Origin of the sequence: Nocardioides sp. S5, from assembly GCF_017310035.1 — a bacterium.
In the GTDB taxonomy this organism is placed as follows: domain Bacteria; phylum Actinomycetota; class Actinomycetes; order Propionibacteriales; family Nocardioidaceae; genus Nocardioides.
Genome location: NZ_CP022296.1, coordinates 458,712 through 475,265 on the forward strand (window position 1 = coordinate 458,712; position 16,554 = coordinate 475,265).

Annotated in this window: 17 protein-coding genes and 1 tRNA gene; 12 read left to right on the top strand and 6 right to left on the bottom strand. The window is 71.0% G+C overall.

Annotated features, from left to right (window positions below):
* Window positions 1–57 precede the first annotated feature (57 nt).
* Window positions 58–831: a hypothetical protein gene (locus tag CFI00_RS02285; protein WP_207083688.1), complete on the bottom strand. Its 774-nt coding sequence runs from the start codon at window positions 829–831 to the stop codon at window positions 58–60.
* A 161-nt stretch (window positions 832–992) separates the two neighbouring features.
* Between CFI00_RS02285 and CFI00_RS02290 the strand changes: the two genes are divergently transcribed.
* The 7 genes from CFI00_RS02290 to CFI00_RS02320 all read left to right on the top strand — a co-directional run bounded on the left by CFI00_RS02290 (window position 993) and on the right by CFI00_RS02320 (window position 9,464).
* Window positions 993–2,141 (top strand): Vms1/Ankzf1 family peptidyl-tRNA hydrolase, encoded by a 1,149-nt coding sequence (locus CFI00_RS02290; RefSeq protein WP_207083689.1) that lies wholly within the window; start codon window positions 993–995, stop codon window positions 2,139–2,141.
* Window positions 2,141–2,482, top strand: a complete 342-nt coding sequence (locus CFI00_RS02295; protein ID WP_207083690.1) for a DUF3140 domain-containing protein — start codon at window positions 2,141–2,143, stop codon at window positions 2,480–2,482. Before CFI00_RS02290 ends, CFI00_RS02295 begins: the two co-directional genes overlap by 1 nt.
* Window positions 2,483–2,606: 124 nt before the next feature.
* On the top strand, window positions 2,607–5,321 hold the full coding sequence (gene topA, locus CFI00_RS02300; RefSeq protein WP_207083691.1) for a type I DNA topoisomerase: 2,715 nt from the start codon (window positions 2,607–2,609) through the stop codon (window positions 5,319–5,321).
* A 52-nt stretch (window positions 5,322–5,373) separates the two neighbouring features.
* Window positions 5,374–6,063, top strand: coding sequence for a PLDc N-terminal domain-containing protein (locus CFI00_RS02305; RefSeq protein WP_207083692.1), 690 nt, complete (start codon window positions 5,374–5,376; stop codon window positions 6,061–6,063).
* 49 nt (window positions 6,064–6,112) lie between these two features.
* Entirely contained in the window at window positions 6,113–6,751 is a 639-nt protein-coding gene (gene tmk / locus CFI00_RS02310; RefSeq protein WP_207083693.1) for a dTMP kinase, read from the top strand.
* A complete protein-coding gene (locus CFI00_RS02315) occupies window positions 6,748–7,905 on the top strand; it encodes a DNA polymerase III subunit delta' (RefSeq protein ID WP_207083694.1) in 1,158 nt (385 codons plus the stop codon). The genes tmk and CFI00_RS02315 overlap by 4 nt, the downstream gene beginning before the upstream one ends.
* Window positions 7,902–9,464: an alpha/beta hydrolase gene (locus CFI00_RS02320; protein WP_207083695.1), complete on the top strand. Its 1,563-nt coding sequence runs from the start codon at window positions 7,902–7,904 to the stop codon at window positions 9,462–9,464. The genes CFI00_RS02315 and CFI00_RS02320 overlap by 4 nt, the downstream gene beginning before the upstream one ends.
* Window positions 9,465–9,544: 80 nt before the next feature.
* Here CFI00_RS02320 and CFI00_RS02325 read toward each other — a convergent pair whose 3' ends face one another.
* Entirely contained in the window at window positions 9,545–9,988 is a 444-nt protein-coding gene (locus CFI00_RS02325) for an OsmC family protein (protein ID WP_207083696.1), read from the bottom strand.
* 138 nt (window positions 9,989–10,126) lie between these two features.
* Between CFI00_RS02325 and CFI00_RS02330 the strand changes: the two genes are divergently transcribed.
* Window positions 10,127–10,199, top strand: a tRNA-Thr gene (locus CFI00_RS02330).
* A gap of 235 nt (window positions 10,200–10,434) precedes the next feature.
* The gene (locus CFI00_RS02335) at window positions 10,435–11,001 is read left to right on the top strand and encodes a hypothetical protein (RefSeq protein ID WP_207083697.1); all 567 of its coding nucleotides are present in this window, start codon (window positions 10,435–10,437) and stop codon (window positions 10,999–11,001) included.
* A 22-nt stretch (window positions 11,002–11,023) separates the two neighbouring features.
* Here CFI00_RS02335 and CFI00_RS02340 read toward each other — a convergent pair whose 3' ends face one another.
* Window positions 11,024–11,794: an IclR family transcriptional regulator gene (locus tag CFI00_RS02340; RefSeq protein ID WP_207083698.1), complete on the bottom strand. Its 771-nt coding sequence runs from the start codon at window positions 11,792–11,794 to the stop codon at window positions 11,024–11,026.
* A 69-nt stretch (window positions 11,795–11,863) separates the two neighbouring features.
* Between CFI00_RS02340 and CFI00_RS02345 the strand changes: the two genes are divergently transcribed.
* The 3 genes from CFI00_RS02345 to dmpG are packed head-to-tail and all read left to right on the top strand — an operon-like array spanning window position 11,864 to window position 14,674.
* Window positions 11,864–12,658 carry a fumarylacetoacetate hydrolase family protein gene (locus CFI00_RS02345; RefSeq protein WP_207083699.1) on the top strand — a complete coding sequence of 265 codons (795 nt, stop codon included), beginning with the start codon at window positions 11,864–11,866 and terminating at the stop codon, window positions 12,656–12,658.
* Window positions 12,659–12,662: 4 nt separating this feature from the next.
* Entirely contained in the window at window positions 12,663–13,637 is a 975-nt protein-coding gene (locus CFI00_RS02350) for an acetaldehyde dehydrogenase (acetylating) (protein ID WP_207083700.1), read from the top strand.
* Window positions 13,634–14,674: a 4-hydroxy-2-oxovalerate aldolase gene (gene dmpG, locus CFI00_RS02355; protein ID WP_207083701.1), complete on the top strand. Its 1,041-nt coding sequence runs from the start codon at window positions 13,634–13,636 to the stop codon at window positions 14,672–14,674. The genes CFI00_RS02350 and dmpG overlap by 4 nt, the downstream gene beginning before the upstream one ends.
* Here the strand turns inward: dmpG and CFI00_RS02360 are convergent, their stop codons facing one another.
* Genes CFI00_RS02360 through CFI00_RS02370 form a run of 3 tightly spaced genes read right to left on the bottom strand, consistent with a single transcriptional unit; the run spans window position 14,675 to window position 16,487 of the window.
* The gene (locus tag CFI00_RS02360; RefSeq protein ID WP_207083702.1) at window positions 14,675–15,061 is read right to left on the bottom strand and encodes a Rieske (2Fe-2S) protein; all 387 of its coding nucleotides are present in this window, start codon (window positions 15,059–15,061) and stop codon (window positions 14,675–14,677) included.
* The gene (locus CFI00_RS02365) at window positions 15,058–15,837 is read right to left on the bottom strand and encodes an IclR family transcriptional regulator (RefSeq protein ID WP_207083703.1); all 780 of its coding nucleotides are present in this window, start codon (window positions 15,835–15,837) and stop codon (window positions 15,058–15,060) included. Before CFI00_RS02365 ends, CFI00_RS02360 begins: the two co-directional genes overlap by 4 nt.
* Entirely contained in the window at window positions 15,834–16,487 is a 654-nt protein-coding gene (locus CFI00_RS02370) for a hypothetical protein (RefSeq protein ID WP_207083704.1), read from the bottom strand. Before CFI00_RS02370 ends, CFI00_RS02365 begins: the two co-directional genes overlap by 4 nt.
* Between the last annotated feature and the right edge of the window lie 67 nt (window positions 16,488–16,554).

A 16,554-nucleotide genomic window follows, 5' to 3' on the forward strand; every position in this document is an offset into this window, starting at 1 on the left:
ATCGCGGAAGCACTCGACCGTCGATCTGCCTCCTACCCTTCAATTGGGTAGACGACCTCACCCCTCCGCGCGCGCCTGCTCTGCCAGCGAGGTGTCACGGAGCTCGACCAGGTCGCGGCGCACCGACGCGGCGAGCAGCTCGACCCGCCCGACCGCCAGCAGCGCCGGTGCCCCGCACGACCAGGGCCGCGCGCTGTCCCAGCCGAGGCGGCGTACGTGCCCGAGGACGTTGTTGCCGCAGGCGTTGAGCGAGGTCGTGCCAAGGAGGTCGGCGATCCGGACCTGGGTGACCGGCCCCTCCGGCCCGATCGCGGCGTTGGCCTTGCCGACGACCCAGGCAACACCTCCCGCCAGCCGCGCGGGCGTCATCCGCTCGGCGAGCTCGGGCAGCCGGTCGCGGACCAGCAGCAGGCACTCGCGCAGGGGTGCGGCCAGGTCGGCGGGCAGCAGCGTCTCGCGGAGGTCGCCGAGCAGCTCGTCGGCGACCAGCCACGCCTCGTCCGCGACGGGATCGAGGTGGTCGCGCAGGCGCGGCAGCGCGACGGGGGAGCCGGTCATCGCCATCAGCTCCTCGCGGTTGCCGGCCACGCAGTCCAGCCAGCGCAGCGCCTGCTCGTGGCGCGGGACCGGCGGCGGGGCCTGGACCACTGGCGGCCACAGGTCCGTGTCGTGGCGCCGCGCCACGTCGGCGTACGTGCTGTCCTCCACGTGCTCGCTCCACGCATCGACCAGCCGTCCGTCGACGAAGACGAGGTGGCTGAGCCGGCCGCCCTCGTGGAGGCGCTCGCGGGGCTCGCGCCAGAGCAGGGTGTCGTGGTGGTGGTCGTACATCGGTCCTCCTGGGTCGTGGGCGTGGGTCCACCGTCGGCACCGGCTCCGACACCGAAGGACGGTCGTCCACAGGTAGCCCCCCGAGACGCTGTCGTCCACAGGTCCACGGCGCGGAAGTGGGCCGGGTCATGGAGCTGCGCGGTCGTGGGTACAGGCCGCCCATGACCAACAGACGAGGAAAGGCCCTGTCCATGCTGCGTCCCGCAGCCGAGCTCCACGGCGCCGTGGTGACCGCCTACGTCGACGTCAGCCGGACCACGGAGAACGGCGCGCGGGAGGTGGAGACCCGCATCGCCAACCTGGTGCGTGACGCCGGGACGAGCGGTGTCGACGAGGCGACCGTGCGGGAAGTGGCCGAGCGCCTGGCGCGTCCGACCGGTCACGGGGGCGAGGCATCGCGGGTCGTGGTCGCCGAGGACGGCACGGTGACGACCGACCTCGTGCTCGGTGGCGGCGTCGAGGACCACCACCACGTCGGCCCGATCGCGCACCTGCTGCCGCTGGGCCGCGCGCTGGCCGACGTGGTCTCCTACATGCTGGTCCGGGTCGACCACTCCGGTGCCGACATCACCGTCAGCGACACCCTCGGCCTGGAGGAGCGTGAGGTGGTCAGCGATGGCGACCACGACGTGCTCCACAAGGTGCCGGGCGGTGGGTGGTCGCACCGGCGCTTCCAGAGCCGCGCCGAGGACTCGTGGGACCGCAACGCCGACACAGTCGCCGCTGACCTCGACCGGCTCGTGCGCGAGGTCGACCCCGACCTCGTCCTGCTCACCGGCGACCCGCACGGGATCGCGCGGGTCCGCGAGTCCGTCGCCGGTCACGTCACCGAGCGCCTCGAGGTGCTCGAGCACGGCAGCCGCGCCGAGGGAGCCTCGGACGAGCGGCTCGACGACGAGGTGGCCGCGGCGGTCCGACGATGCCGCGCACGCCGCATCGACGACGCGCTCGACCGCCTCGGTCCCGCCGACGCGGCCAAGGCCGTCGGCGTCGCGGAGACCCTGGAGGCGCTGCGACGCGGCGAGGTGGAGACGCTGGTGCTGCTGGCCGGCGCGCTCGAGGGCCGCGAGGCGTACGCCGGACCGGAGCCGCTGCTGCTCGCCACCGACCCCGGGGAGCTCCGGGCCCTCGGCATCGACGAGCCGGGACGCGTCGTGCTGGAGGAGGCGATGTTCCGCGCCGCTCTCGGCCAGGACGCCGACCTGCTGCCGCTGCACGCCCCCGTCGGTGCGCTGCCCGACGGAGTGGGCGCGGTGCTCCGCTTCTCGACCCGACCCGACCCGACCGACAACGAAGGTGAGGACCTCTGATGGCCGAGTCCCTGATCGATGACGAGATGTGGCAGGAGTTCCACGACGTGGTCAACATGACCTCGCGCGAGCTCTCCGACTGGCTGCGCACCGAGGCGTCCGACGAGGTGACCGCCGTCGACGGAGCCCTGCCCGAGCTGGAGGTGGGCGAGCAGGTGGTCGCGATCCTCGGCAAGCGCCGCACCGACCTCACCCCCGACGACATCGACACGATGCGTCACGTCGTCGAGCAGGTGCGCACGCTGCGCGGCGACGAGCCGGAGCCGGAGGCGTACGACGACCAGATCAGGCACGTGCTGATGTCGTTCGGGCACGACCCGCTCAGGCCGTCGGACGCCTGACCGCGCACCCGAGGACGGGGTCCCGCCGTGGCCTGTGGACGCCGCGGGGTGGCGAACTGACGGTGTGGCGCTACCGTTGCGGCGCTGAGCAACATCGCAGCGCACACCTGAGGGAGCAACAGAAGTGGCAAAGCTCGTCATCGTCGAGTCCCCGGCCAAGGCCCGCACCATCGGCGGCTACCTGGGCTCGGACTACGTCGTCGAGTCCTCGATCGGTCACATCCGCGACCTGCCCAACAACGCCGCGGACACCCCGGCCAAGATCAAGGACAAGCCGTGGGGCCGCCTCGCGGTCGACGTCGACAACGGGTTCGAGCCCTACTACGTCGTGCCCCGCGACAAGAAGAGCCACATCGCCAAGCTGAAGAAGCTGGTGAAGGAGGCCGACGCCCTCTACCTCGCCACCGATGAGGACCGTGAGGGCGAGGCGATCGCCTGGCACCTCCTCGACGAGCTCAAGCCCCCGAAGGGCCTGCCGGTCCACCGGATGGTCTTCCACGAGATCACCAAGCCCGCGATCCTCGCCGCGGTCGAGAACCCGCGCCAGATCAACGACGACCTCGTGGAGGCCCAGGAGGCGCGCCGCATCCTCGACCGCCTCTACGGCTACGAGGTCTCCCCTGTGCTGTGGAAGAAGGTCATGTCCGGCCTCTCCGCCGGCCGGGTGCAGTCGGTGGCGACCCGCCTGGTCGTCGACCGCGAGCGCGAGCGGATGAAGTTCCGTGTCGCGTCCTACTGGGACCTCGACGCCACCTTCGACGCCGGCACCGGCCACGACCCGCGGATGTTCCCCGCGAAGCTCTACAGCGTCGACGACGTCCGCGTCGCCCGCGGCTCCGACTTCGACAACACCGGCGAGCTCAAGGGCAAGGGTGACCGCGCCCACCTGAGCCGCGCCGACGCCGAGGCGCTGGCCGCCGGCCTCACCGACACGTCGTACGACGTCCGCTCGGTCGAGTCCAAGCCCTACCGCCGCTCGCCGTACGCCCCCTTCCGCACCACCACGCTCCAGCAGGAGGCCAGCCGCAAGCTCGGCATGAGCGCGAGCGTGACGATGTCGGTCGCGCAGCGGCTCTACGAGAACGGCTTCATCACCTACATGCGTACGGACTCCACGACGCTGTCGGGTGCGGCCGTCGGCGCCGCCCGCGACCAGGTGCGTGAGCTCTACGGGGCGGAGTACCTCCCCGACTCGCCGCGCACCTACGCGTCGAAGGTCAAGAACGCCCAGGAGGCGCACGAGGCGATCCGCCCGGCCGGCGAGTCCTTCCGCACGCCGGCCCAGACCGGGCTGTCGGGCGAGCAGTTCCGCCTCTACGAGCTGATCTGGATGCGCACCGTCGCCTCGCAGATGAAGGACGCGGTCGGCAACTCGGTGACGATCCGCATCGGCGGCGCTGCTGCCGACGGTCGCGACGTGGTCTTCAGCTCCAGCGGTCGCACGATCACCTTCCACGGCTTCCTCAAGGCCTACGTCGAGGACATCGACGACGCGTCCAAGCGCAAGGACGACGCCGAGACCCGCCTGCCCAACCTCACCAAGGGCGCTGCGGTCTCGGCCGCCACGCTGTCGCCGGAGGGCCACGAGACCAAGCCGCCGTCGCGCTACACCGAGGCGACGCTGATCAAGGAGCTCGAGGACCGCGAGATCGGCCGCCCGTCGACGTACGCCTCGATCATCGGCACCATCCTCAACCGCGGTTACGTCTACAAGAAGGGCACCGCGCTGGTGCCCGCGTGGCTGGCCTTCTCGGTGATCCGGCTGCTGGAGGAGCACTTCCCGCGCCAGGTGTCCTACGAGTTCACCGCCTCGATGGAGGACGTGCTCGACGAGATCGCGGGCGGTCGCAAGGACCGCGCCACCGAGCTCGGCGAGTTCTACTACGGCGCCGGCGACGTGGTCGGGCTCAAGACGCTCGTCACCGACCTCGGCGAGATCGACGCCAAGGAGATGGCGACCTTCCCGATCGGCGAGGGCATCGACCTCCGCGTGGGTCGCTACGGCCCCTACGTCGAGGGCCCGGGCGATGACGAGGCCGGCGCGCCGGTGCGCGCCAACGTCCCCGACGACCTCCCGCCCGACGAGCTCACCGTGGCCAAGGCCAAGGAGCTGCTGGCCAACCCGGCCGGCGAGGAGCAGGTCGTCGGCAACCACCCCGAGACCGGCCTCCAGATCGTGGCGAAGAACGGTCGCTTCGGCCCCTACGTCACCGAGGTGCTGCCCGAGGACGCGCCGAAGAGCGCCAAGCCGCGCACCGGCTCGCTCTTCAAGTCGATGACCCTCGACACGGTCTCCCTCGAGGAGGCGGTCAAGCTCCTCGACCTGCCCCGCGTCGTCGGCACCGACGAGGACGGCACCGAGATCACCGCGCAGAACGGTCGCTACGGGCCCTACCTCAAGAAGGGCACCGACTCCCGCAGCCTCACGTCCGAGGACCAGATCTTCGACATCACCCTCGACCAGGCGAAGGCGATCTACGCCCAGCCCAAGCAGCGCGGTCGCGGTGCGGCCACCCCGCCGCTCAAGGAGCTCGGCAACGACCCCGTCTCCGGGCAGCCGGTGGTCGTGAAGGCGGGCCGCTTCGGCGAGTACGTCACCGACGGCGAGTACAACGCCACGCTCCGCAAGGACGACACCGTCGAGTCGATCACCCTCGAGCGCGCGGCCGAGCTGCTCGCCGAGCGTCGCGAGCGCGGTCCGGCGAAGAAGGCGGCCAAGAAGGGCGCGAAGAAGGCCCCGGCCAAGAAGACCGCTGCCAAGAAGACGACGGCGAAGAAGACCGCTGCGACGAAGACGGCCGCCAAGAAGACGACGAAGGCCGCGGCGAAGAAGGCCTGACGCCCGTCTCCGTCGCCCACTACGCTGCCGATCACGGCAACGGGGGTAGGGCATGACGGACGTGACGACGCAGCCGGCGCGGACGGCGTACGACGGGTGGTGCGAGCGCCGCTGGCGGCTGCCGGCCGTGTTCCTCGCGCTCGCCTGGCTGGTGGTCGCTCTCGCCGTGGTGCTGGCGGGGGAGAAGCGGTCGAACCTCGACCAGCTCGTCGCCTCCGTCGGCGCGGGCGACGTGACGCGGGTGGAGGTCGTCGGCCTCCCGCAGCGCCCTGGCTGGCGCGGGCGTACGCAGGTCACGCTGAGGTGGCAGGGATCGGTCCTGACGCGCTTCGCCGAGGTCCCGGTGGACACCCGCCGTCGCTCGCAGGCGGACGTCGGCGACCCGGTCGAGTACCTGCAGGCCGTGGCGTACCCCCGTGACCTGGACATCACCTACTCCGAGCATCGGAGCGGGTCCTACCTCGAGTGGCGTGACTGGCGCGGACCGGGGTGGACCGGGCTGGTGGGGTTCCTCACCTGGTTCGCCACGCTCGTGCTCCTGCGCCACGGCCCCGAGCCGCGGCGCGCGACGAGATGGGCGTGGGGCTGGCTCGTCCTCCTGGGCGGCCCGCTCGGCTCTCTGGCCTACCTCCTCCTCGGCGGCCCCCTGGGTGTGCGCAGGCGGGAACCGGGTCGTGGCCGGCTCACCGGCGGCTGGGCCTTCCTGCTCGCGCTGATCCTCTTCGGCAGCACCACGGAGTGAGCGCCGCCGGACGCGGCGGGTGTGGGCGCCCGCCCGTAGGGTGTGCCACGTGAGTCCTGGAGTGGTGTCGGAGACCGGGCTCTTCGTCTGCTTCGAGGGCGGCGAGGGGGCCGGCAAGTCGACCCAGTCGCGCCTGCTGCACGACTGGCTGGTCGCGCGCGGTGAGACGGTGCTGCTGACCTTCGAGCCGGGGGACACCCCGGTCGGCAAGGAGCTTCGGCGGATCGTCCTCGACCCGGCCACCGGCGACCTGTCCGACCGCACGGAGGCGCTGCTCTACGCCGCCGACAAGGCCGAGCACGTCGACCATGTCGTGCTGCCCGCGCTCGCACGGGGCGAGGTCGTCATCACCGACCGCTACGTCGACTCGACCCTGGCCTACCAGGGCGCCGGCCGCACGCTCGACGTCGCCGAGGTGGAGGCGGTCGCCCGCTGGGCCACCCGCGACCTGCGCCCGCACCTGACCGTCGTCCTGGACCTCGCGCCGGAGGCCGGCCTGAGCCGCTTCGACGAGCGCGACCGGATCGAGGGACAGTCGCTGGAGTTTCACGAGCGGGTCCGGCAGGGCTTCCTCGACCTCGCGGCCGCCGACCCGGACCACTACGTCGTCCTCGACGCCCGCGCGCCGATCGAGGAGATCGCCGCCGCGATCCAGGAGCGCATCGCGCCCCTGCTGGGGACGCGATGAGCGTCTGGGACGACCTGGTCGGCCAGCGCGCCGTCCTCGACGCGCTCCGTCACGCGGCCGCGGGCGAGGGGATGACCCACGCCTGGCTCTTCACCGGTCCGCCCGGCTCGGGCCGCTCCAACGTCGCGCGGGCCTTCGCCGCGGCGCTGCAGTGCGAGACCCGCACCGGGTGCGGCGAGTGCGAGCCGTGCCGTCTCGGCATCAAGGGCTCGCACCCCGACATCAAGTGGGTGCGTTCCGAGACGTCCGTGCTCTACGTCGACGACATGCGCGACCTGGTGCAGGCGGCGGCGAAGTTCCCCTCGGTGGGCCGCTGGCAGATCGTGGTGATCGAGGACGCCGACCGCCTCGGCACGCCCGAGAACCCGCGCACCGGCAACGCCCTGCTGAAGGCGATCGAGGAGCCCACCCCGCGCACGGTCTGGCTGCTCTGCGCGCCGACCCGCGCCGACGTGCTGCCCACGATCGCCTCGCGCTCGCGCCACGTCACCCTCGCCACCCCGACCGGGGAGCAGATCACCGACTTCCTCGTCCGGTCCGGGATCGACGCCACGGTCGCGTCCTTCGCCGCCCGCGCCAGCCAGGGCCACATCGGTCGCGCCCGCGCCCTCTGCGTCGACGAGGGCACCCGCAGCCGGCGCCGCGAGATCGTGTCGCTGCCCGTCCGGCTGACCGGCATCGGGAGCTGCATGAGCGCGGCCACCACCCTCAACGAGCTGGCCAAGGAGGAGACCGAGGCGATCACCGCCGAGACCGAGCAGCGCGAGCTCAAGGACCTCCAGTCGATCTTCGGCAGCGAGCGCAAGGACCTCGCCAGTCGCTCCTACCGCGCGGCGCTCTCGTCGCTGGAGAAGCTGCAGAAGCAGAAGGCCAAGCGCCGCGTGCTCGACGTGATCGACCGGGCGCTGATGGACCTCGTCTCGGTCTACCGCGACGCCATCGCCCTGTCGATGGGCGCCCCGGGCATGCTGGTCAACGAGGAGCTGCGCGGCGACGTCGAGACCCTCGCACGTGCCGCGACGTCCGAGGAGCTGCTGCGCATGATCGACGCGATCTTCACCGCCCGCGAGCAGATGCTGGAGTTCAACGTGCCCCCCCAGCTGGCCCTCGAGTCGATGATGGTCGCGCTGCGACTGCCGGCGGGTCGTCCGTGAAGCGGGTCGTCGCCGTGATCGCTGTGCTGGTCCTGGCGGTCACCACCTTCGCCGCCGTGGGTCTGGCGGTCCGCGGTGCGCTGCCCGACGACAGCGGCCCGACCGCCCGCCCGACACCCTCGCCGACCACGCCACCACCCGCGTCGGTCACCGAGGCGCCCGCGCCCGACCTTGCCGACCTCTACTCCCAGCGCATCGACTGGCAGCCCTGCGAGACCAACGACGAGCACGACTGCGGCTTGCTCACGGTTCCCGTCGACTACTCCGAGCCCCAGGAGGAGACCATCGAGCTCGCGCTGCTGCGCGTGCCCGCCAGCGGCGAGCGCGTCGGCTCGATGGTGGTGAACCCCGGCGGCCCCGGAGCGCGCGGGACGTCGTACGCCGCTGCTGCTGGCCAGGTCTTCCGCGAGCCGCTGCTCGAGGGCTTCGACGTCGTCGGCTTCGACCCCCGTGGGGTGGGCCGCTCCGCGCCGGTCGACTGCCTCAGCGACGAGGAGCTCAACGCCTCCCTGGCCGGCGACCCGACCCCGGACACCGCCGAGGAGCAGGCCGCCTACAAGGAGGGCGTGCTGTCCTACGGCGACGAGTGCGTCGACAACTCAGGCCCCGTCGTCGGGCACGTGACCACCACCGAGGCCGCGCGCGACATGGACGTGCTGCGCTCGGCGCTGGGGGAGGAGACGCTGACCTACTTCGGCGCGTCCTACGGCACCAAGCTCGGCGCGACGTACGCCGAGCTGTTCCCCGAGCAGGTCGGTCGGTTCGTGCTCGACGGCGCCGTCGACGTCGCGCTCGACCCGCAGTCGCTCTCGCTCGACCAGGCTGAGGGCTTCGAGACCGCCCTTCGCGCCTACGTGCAGAACTGCCTCGACTCCACCGACAACTGCTTCCTCGGCGACAGCGTCGAGGAGGGCCTCGACACGATCAGCGGCCTGCTCGACACGATCGACGAGGAGCCGCTCCCGGCGGGCGACCGCGAGCTGACGGTCGGCAACGCGTTCTACGGCATCATCACGCCGCTCTACAACCGCGACTACTGGTTCCTGCTCAGCACCGCGCTGGCCTCGGCGCTGGAGGGCAAGGGGTCGGCGCTGATGCAGCTCGCCGACGCGTACGCCTCGCGCAACGCCGACGGCACCTACGCCGACAACTCGGTCGAGGCCAACTACGCCATCAACTGCCTCGACGACCCGACGTCGGTGCCGTTCAGCAAGGTGCCGTCGCTGTTCGAGGTCTTCGAGGAGGCCTCACCGACCTTCGGCCGGGTCTTCGCGTGGGGGATGACGAGCTGTCGCGGCATCGCGGTGACCTCCAGCGAGGAGCCGCTGACGATCCGCGGTGAGGGCGCCGCCCCGATCGTCGTGCTCGGAACCAGCCGCGACCCCGCGACGCCGTTGAAGTGGGCGCGTGCGCTGGCCGGCCAGCTCGACTCCGGAGTGCTCGTCGAGCGCGACGGCGACGGCCACACCGCCTACAACGCGGGCAACGAGTGCATCGACACCCTCGTCGAGGACTACCTCCTGGCGGGCGACGTGCCGGCCGACGGCACGACCTGCTGAGCGGCCCTTCGCTGGCCCCGGACGCCAGACGGACCCGCACCCATGGGTGCGGGTCCGCATGACGCAGAGAGTGCGGGCGGTCAGCCCTCCAGCGCCGCGTCCAGCGTGATCTCGACGCCCGCGAGCGCCTTGCTGATCGGGCAGCCGGCCTTGGCCTTCTCGGCCGCGTCCTTGAAGCCGGCCTCGTCGAGGCCCTCGACCTCACCACGGACGGTGAGCTTGATGCCGGTGAGCTTGAAGCCGCCGGCGTCCTTGTCCTCGCCGAGCGCGACGTCGGCGGTGACCTCGAGGGACTGCGGGGTGCCGCCTGCCTCTGCGATGAGGGCCGAGAGCTGCATGGCGTAGCACGAGGAGTGGGCAGCAGCCACGAGCTCCTCGGGACTGGTGGTGCCTCCGGCCTCCTCTGCGGCGCGCTTGGGGAACGAAACGTCGTACGTGCCGACGCCGGAGCTGGTCAGCTCGACCTGGCCGGAGCCGTCCTGCAGTCCGCCGTTCCAGGCAGTGCGTGCGGAGCGAGTGGGCATGGATCCTCCTCGTTGAAAGGTCTACGGACGTCTCGACCCTAGCCCGGCCGTCCATGGGCCGGCGGGGCTGATTTCAGTCCCGGGGCGCGCGCTCCGTATACTCGCCCGCGGTCCACCGAGCACGCGTCGGCGGACCACGCCGCCTTAGCTCAGTCGGTAGAGCGAGTCACTCGTAATGACTAGGTCGTCGGTTCGATTCCGACAGGCGGCTCTGACGCCCCCGGGGACCCGAGACCCTGGGGGCGTCTTCTGCGTCCTGCGTGCCACCGGGTCCGAATCCGTATCGTGGGGGCAGGGCTGAACGCGAGGCGGAGAGAGATTCGTGCCGACACCTGAGGACGCAGACCACGACCGAGGCCTGGGGGATTGCGACTGCGCGGGACGACCTACGCGTCCAGGGGGGCGAGATCTTCACTGGTTACAAGCTCGGTTGGACCTCTGAGGCGATGCGACGCGCGCTCGGGATCAGCGAGCCGAACTTCGGCACACTGTGGGCCTACATGCACGTGGGCGACGGGGTGCTCGACATGGCACGGCTCATCCACCCCAAGGGCGAGCCCGAGTTCGCCTTCCTTGCCGACGCCACCCTGCGGGGCGCGGACGTCGATGCCGGGGCCGTCGTGGCAGCGGGGCGCTGGGCGGTCGCCCTGGAAGTGGTCGATCCACGGTGGACCAGCTACGACTTCGACTGGCCCGACAACACGGCGGACGGCTCCTCGGCAGCTGCCTACGTCCTGGAGGACTTCCACGCTTCGCCGGTGCCACCCGAGTCGCTGCGCCTCACCATGGAGTCGGGAGTGACTGCTCGCAGCGGCCTGGGCGAGGCAGCCATGGGATCGCCGGCCGAGGCGGTGGCGTTCCTGGTCCGCCGGTTGCATCTGCGACAAGCTGCCCTCGAGCCCGGCATGGTGGTGCTCACCGGTGGGATCACGGCGCCGATCGACCTCGCCGCGGGACTGACGGTCAGCGTGTCGTCGCCCGAGCTCGGGTCGTGCGCTGTGCGATGCGTGTGACGAAGTCCGACGACTCCAGCTGTCACGAGCGAGCGTCGGTCTGGAGCAGCTGACGGCGTGCGAGAGTGGCTGCGATGCCGGCCGCAGCTGCACGGACCGAGGCGGCGTGATCCGAAGGCCGGAAGCGGTTGATCGCCCCGGCGACGCTGATCGCCGCCACGGGCCGGTCGGCCGCATCCAGGACGGGAGCGGCGACGCAGACCAGGCCCAGGGCGCCCTCCTCGTACTCGAACGCCACCCCGGTCTCTCGCACCTGGTCGAGCTGTTCGCGCAGCCGCCCGGGTGCGGTGATCGTCCGAGCCGTACGTCGCTCCAGTGGTGCTGTGAGCACGCCGACCCGGTCCTCCTCGTCGGCCCATGCCAGCAGTGCCTTGCCGATCGCCGTGGCGTGCAGGGGCAGCCGACCTCCGACGCGTGACGGCGACCTCGCTTGCCGGTGGCCCCCGACCTTGGCGACATAGACCACCTCGGCACCTTCGCGAAGTCCCAGGTGCACTGTCTCGTGGGTGCGCTCGTAGAGATCTTCGAGGAAAGGAGTGGCGACCTCGAGCAAGGTCCGCTCGACGGACGCGCGCATGCCGAGCTCGAACAGGTGGGAGCCGAGGTGGAACGCGCCATCGACACGAGCGAGCAACCGGGCGGCGACGAGGTCGCCGGCGATCCGGTGGAGCGTGGCCTTGGGCAGGCCGGTGCGGCGTTGGAGCTCCGTGAAGTTGACACCGGTGTCGTCCGCGGAGAAGGCCTCGAGCACGGCCATGACCTTCCCGAGGACGCTGCTCTGGTCGAGGGTCATGGGGAGGATGGTTCCATCCAGCGGAACCGATTGCTAGGACGCCGTCCGCCGGACCTCCACGATGGCGACATGGACACTGAAGATCCCAGCGTGATCGCGGCATCCGAGCGGCTGCTCGAGGCTGCGGCGAGCGGCGTGCCGTGCGCGCCTGTGCGCGACCTGATCGGCGCGAGCGACATCGAGGCGGCGTACGCCGTGCAGGCCCGCGGCACTGCTGCACGGTTGGCAGCCGGGGCGACGGTGGTCGGTCGCAAGATCGGACTCACGTCGAAGGCTGTGCAGAAGCAGATCGGTGTCGATCAGCCGGACCTGGGCTACCTCTTCGACGACATGGCCTACGGCGAGCTCGAGCTCGTCCCGATGGCCAGGCTCCTCCAACCGAAGGCCGAGGCGGAGGTGGCATTCGTCCTGAAGGAGGACCTGGTCGAGGGCGACTTCGACGACGCCCAGATCAGGCGAGCGGTGGACTACATCACTGCCGCGATCGAGATCGTCGACAGCCGCGTCGCCAACTGGGACATCACGTTCGGTGACACGGTCGCGGACAACGGTTCCAGCGCTCTCTACGTCCTCGGGGCCGAGCGCCGAACGCTCGAGGAGGTGGAGCCGGTGTCGGTCGAGATGACCATGGCCCGTGGCGGTGAGCAGGTCTCGCACGGCAACGGCGCTGCCTGCCTGGACGACCCGCTCAACGCGGTGGCGTGGCTCGCGCGCACCGCCCGCGACTTCGGGGATCCGCTCCGGGCGGGACAGGTCATCCTCTCCGGCGCCCTGGGGCCGATGGTCGCCGTCAACCCCGGTGACGTCGTCACCGCCACCATCACCGGCCTCGGCTCGGTGACCGCAACGTTCTCCGAGGAGTAGGCACATGGCCAAAGCAGGAACTGGCGCGACCAAGGTCGCCATCATCGGGCCGGGCAACATCGGGACGGACCTCATGATCAAGGTGCTCCGGATCTCGAAGACCTTGGAGATGGGCGCCATGGTCGGCATCGACCCGACCTCCGACGGGCTCGCCCGAGCCGGGCGTCTCGGCGTCCCCACCACGTCGGACGGCGTCGACGGGCTCATCGCGCTCGAGGGGTTCGACGACATCGCGATCGTCTTCGACGCCACCTCGGCCGGCGCACACACGGCCAACGCGGCGAAGCTGGCGCCCTACGGCAAGATCCTGGTCGACCTGACACCCGCGGCCATCGGCCCCTTCGTGGTGCCGCCGGTCAACCTCGACGAACACATCGGCGTCAGCAACGTCAACATGGTCACCTGCGGGGGCCAGGCCACGATCCCGATCGTCGCCGCCGTCTCGCGCGTCACCGCAGTGCCCTACGCGGAGATCGTCGCGTCCGTCGCGAGCAAGTCTGCCGGACCCGGCACCCGCGCCAACATCGATGAGTTCACCGAGACCACAGCACACGCGGTGGAGGCGGTGGGCGGTGCCTGGAAGGGCAAGGCCATCATCATCCTCAACCCGGCCGAGCCGCCGATGATCATGCGCGACACGGTCTTCACGCTCATCAACGACCCGCAGGAGCTGCTGCAGGACGAGATCCGCGCCTCGGTCGACGAGATGGTCGCCTCGGTCGCGGAGTACGTCCCCGGCTACCGCCTCAAGCAGGCCGTCCAGTTCAGTCGGCTGCCGGCCGGCGAACCCGTGCACACCCTGCTCGGCAAGGGCGTCGGCGAGGTCGCCGTCACGCACAAGGTGTCGGTGTTCCTCGAGGTCGAGGGCGCCGCCCACTACCTGCCCGCATATGCAGGCAATCTCGACATCATGACGTCGGCCGCCATGCGGACCGCTGAGGCTCTCGCAGCCCGACTCAACGAAGGAGTCCCCGCATGAGCAGTCCCCACGCGACCACGGAGCTCTACATCCAGGACGTCACGCTGCGTGACGGCATGCACGCGATCCGACACCGGATCGACCCCGCAGACGTCAAGCGGATCGTGACCGCCCTCGACGACGCCGGGGTCGATGCGATCGAGGTCACCCACGGTGACGGCCTCGGCGGGGGATCCCTCAACTACGGTCCGGGGTCGCACACCGACTGGGAGTGGATCGAGGCCGCCGCGTCGGTCATCCAGAACGCCACCCTCACCTCCTTGCTGGTCCCCGGCATCGGCACCGTCGAGCACCTCAGGGAGGCCTACTCGCTGGGCGTCCGGTCGGTGCGGGTGGCCACTCACTGCACCGAGGCAGACGTCGCCAAGCAGCACATCGAGACTGCTCGCGAGATCGGCATGGACGTGTCGGGGTTCTTGATGATGTCCCACATGTCGCCGGCTGCCGACCTGGCGAAGCAGGCCGGGCTGATGGAGTCCTACGGGGCGCACTGCGTCTACGTCACCGACTCGGGAGGCCGCCTGACCATGGACGGCGTCCGGGAGCGGGTGCGCGCCTATCGCGACGTCCTCGACCCCGGCACCCAGATCGGCATCCACGCACACGAGAACCTCTCGCTCTCGGTCGCCAACTCGGTCGTCGCCGTCGAGGAGGGCGTCTACCGCGTCGACGCCTCGCTCGCAGGGCAGGGCGCCGGTGCGGGCAACTGTCCGATCGAGCCGTTCGTGGCCGTCGCCGACCTGCAGGGCTGGAACCACCGCTGCGACGTCTTCAAGCTCCAAGACGCCGCCGACGACATCGTCCGCCCGCTCCAGGACCGGCCGGTGCGAGTCGATCGCGAGACCCTCACGCTCGGCTACGCCGGTGTCTACTCCTCGTTCCTGCGGCACGCCGAGAACGCCGCCAGGGACTACGGCGTGGACACGCGCGACCTGCTCGTCGAGGTCGGCAAGCGCCGGCTCGTCGGAGGGCAGGAGGACATGCTGGTCGACATCGCGCTCGATCTCCTGCGAGCACGTGACGTCGCGACCGCCTGATCAGTCCTGACGAGCCTGCGCCAGCAGCCACTCCCTCATCGACTGGGGCGCGGCAGGCGCAGGGAGCAGCGCCTCCACCCAGCCGTCGACGACGCGGGTGGGATAGACCGTGGCACCGCGATCCGGCAGGTCGGTCCGAGCGCCCGACGGCAGCTCGAAGCGCCAGAAGTGGCCCGGGCAGATCAACGTCCTGTCCCGTACGACGCCGCCCGACAGCGCGATGTCGCGATGCGGGCAGCGATCGAGCAGGGCGACAAGCTCGCCGTCGCTCGTCGCCACGACGCACACGCGGTCCCGGTCCTGCCCGGAGCTCCCCACCACCTTGCCCACCGGTGTGTCGGGAGTGGCTTCCTCGACGCGGCACACCCGCTCCCAGGCCGCGGTCACGGCTGCCACCCCAGGCCCGCCGAGATCCGAGTTGCTGTCTCCGTGACCGCCCGCACCAGGTGTGGAAGGCCGGCTGCCTCGTCCGCGACGTGCTCGGCCACCGACACGGACGCGACGACCCGGCCCAGCGGATCGCGGATCGGCGCCGCGATCGAGCACATGCCCGGCTGGGACTCGCCGCGGTTCTCGGCGAAGCCCTGGCGCCGGACCAGTGAGAGCTCCGAAAGGAGCAGCGGGCGCGACGTGATCGTGCGCGGGGTCCGTGGAACGAGGCGCATGCCTGCGACGAGTGGCTGCAGCTGGTCGTCCGGCAGGTAGGCCAGCAGGACCTTGCCGCTCGAGGTCAGGTAGGCAGCGTTGCGCGCGCCGACAGAGCGGAAGACCGGGATGGCGCCGCGGCCCTCTCGACGCTCCACGTAGAGCACGTCGACGCCGTCGAGGATCGCGACGTGCAGCGTGCCGGGGGTGTGGTGGCGGAGGTTGTCGAGCGGGAGTGTGGCCGCCTCGTGCAGGCGCTGTGCGGTCTCGGCGCTGGCTCCCAGTGTCCGCATCACCGAGGTGAGACGGAAGAGACCGGTCTCCTCGACCTTCTCGAGCAGTCCCTCTTCCACGAGCGTCCAGATGATGCGGTGGGCCGTGCTCTTGCCCACGCCGACGCTGCGAGCGAGCTGGCTGACACCCAGCTGGGTGCTGTGCTTGCCGAACTCGCGCAGGATCCGCGAGGCCGTCGCCACGCTCGAGAGTCGTTCGGCGCCTGCCGGGACGGGGGAGGTCATCGAGTCGAGTCCCGCAGGACTGCGCCGAGGCTGGCGGCAGCCGGTGCGCCGGACTCTGCACTGACGCGCCCGGAGGTGAGGTCGGCAGCAAGCAGGGCAGCCGCACGGTCCAGACCGAGGCGCGCGCAGATGCCGAGCTCGTCGACCACCGCGCGCTGACGAGGCAGGGCGCGCCGGATGCGCTCGAGGTCGCGGCCGAGCTGGGAGTGCTGGTTGGCCAGGGCCACCCCCGAGTGGGACGCATGGTGGCCACTGAGGCCGCCGCCGATCGCGACGGTGAGGTGGTAGACGGTGTCGCTGATCCCCAGCACCCGGCGTACGACGTCGGGTGAGTCCTCCTCGATGAGCCCCAGCTCGGGCAGCACCGACGGGTCGTAGAACCGCACGCGCCAGCGCACCCCCAGGTGCTCGTCGACCAGCTCGACCTCCGGACCGGAGGGCGCGGGGAGCGGGTCCGTCGTGGCCACCAGGTGCAGACGATGGGCCGCCGCAGCGACGACGGTGAGGTCGCCGGCCGCGACCAGGGGGAGGCCCCCGCGCTCGCTCGGAGGGAGGTGCTGGACGTGATCGAGATAGGTCGTGTGCACGGCCCGGACATAGTCGCGGACCAGCTCGCGCATCGTCGCGGGGTCGTTCGAGGACTCGTTCACGTGATCAGGATGACTGCTGGTGACGAGCGCCACATCTCGTGTTCTGCATGGCGGAACAGCCCACCCG

Coding starts and splice junctions, on each gene's coding strand:
- CFI00_RS02285 (WP_207083688.1), bottom strand. CDS start 831: ATGTACGACCACCACCACGACACCCTGCTCTGGCGCGAGCCCCGCGAG.
- CFI00_RS02290 (WP_207083689.1), top strand. CDS start 993: ATGACCAACAGACGAGGAAAGGCCCTGTCCATGCTGCGTCCCGCAGCC.
- CFI00_RS02295 (WP_207083690.1), top strand. CDS start 2,141: ATGGCCGAGTCCCTGATCGATGACGAGATGTGGCAGGAGTTCCACGAC.
- CFI00_RS02305 (WP_207083692.1), top strand. CDS start 5,374: ATGACGGACGTGACGACGCAGCCGGCGCGGACGGCGTACGACGGGTGG.
- CFI00_RS02315 (WP_207083694.1), top strand. CDS start 6,748: ATGAGCGTCTGGGACGACCTGGTCGGCCAGCGCGCCGTCCTCGACGCG.
- CFI00_RS02325 (WP_207083696.1), bottom strand. CDS start 9,988: ATGCCCACTCGCTCCGCACGCACTGCCTGGAACGGCGGACTGCAGGAC.
- CFI00_RS02335 (WP_207083697.1), top strand. CDS start 10,435: ATGCGACGCGCGCTCGGGATCAGCGAGCCGAACTTCGGCACACTGTGG.
- CFI00_RS02340 (WP_207083698.1), bottom strand. CDS start 11,794: ATGACCCTCGACCAGAGCAGCGTCCTCGGGAAGGTCATGGCCGTGCTC.
- CFI00_RS02345 (WP_207083699.1), top strand. CDS start 11,864: ATGGACACTGAAGATCCCAGCGTGATCGCGGCATCCGAGCGGCTGCTC.
- CFI00_RS02350 (WP_207083700.1), top strand. CDS start 12,663: ATGGCCAAAGCAGGAACTGGCGCGACCAAGGTCGCCATCATCGGGCCG.
- dmpG (WP_207083701.1), top strand. CDS start 13,634: ATGAGCAGTCCCCACGCGACCACGGAGCTCTACATCCAGGACGTCACG.
- CFI00_RS02365 (WP_207083703.1), bottom strand. CDS start 15,837: ATGACCTCCCCCGTCCCGGCAGGCGCCGAACGACTCTCGAGCGTGGCG.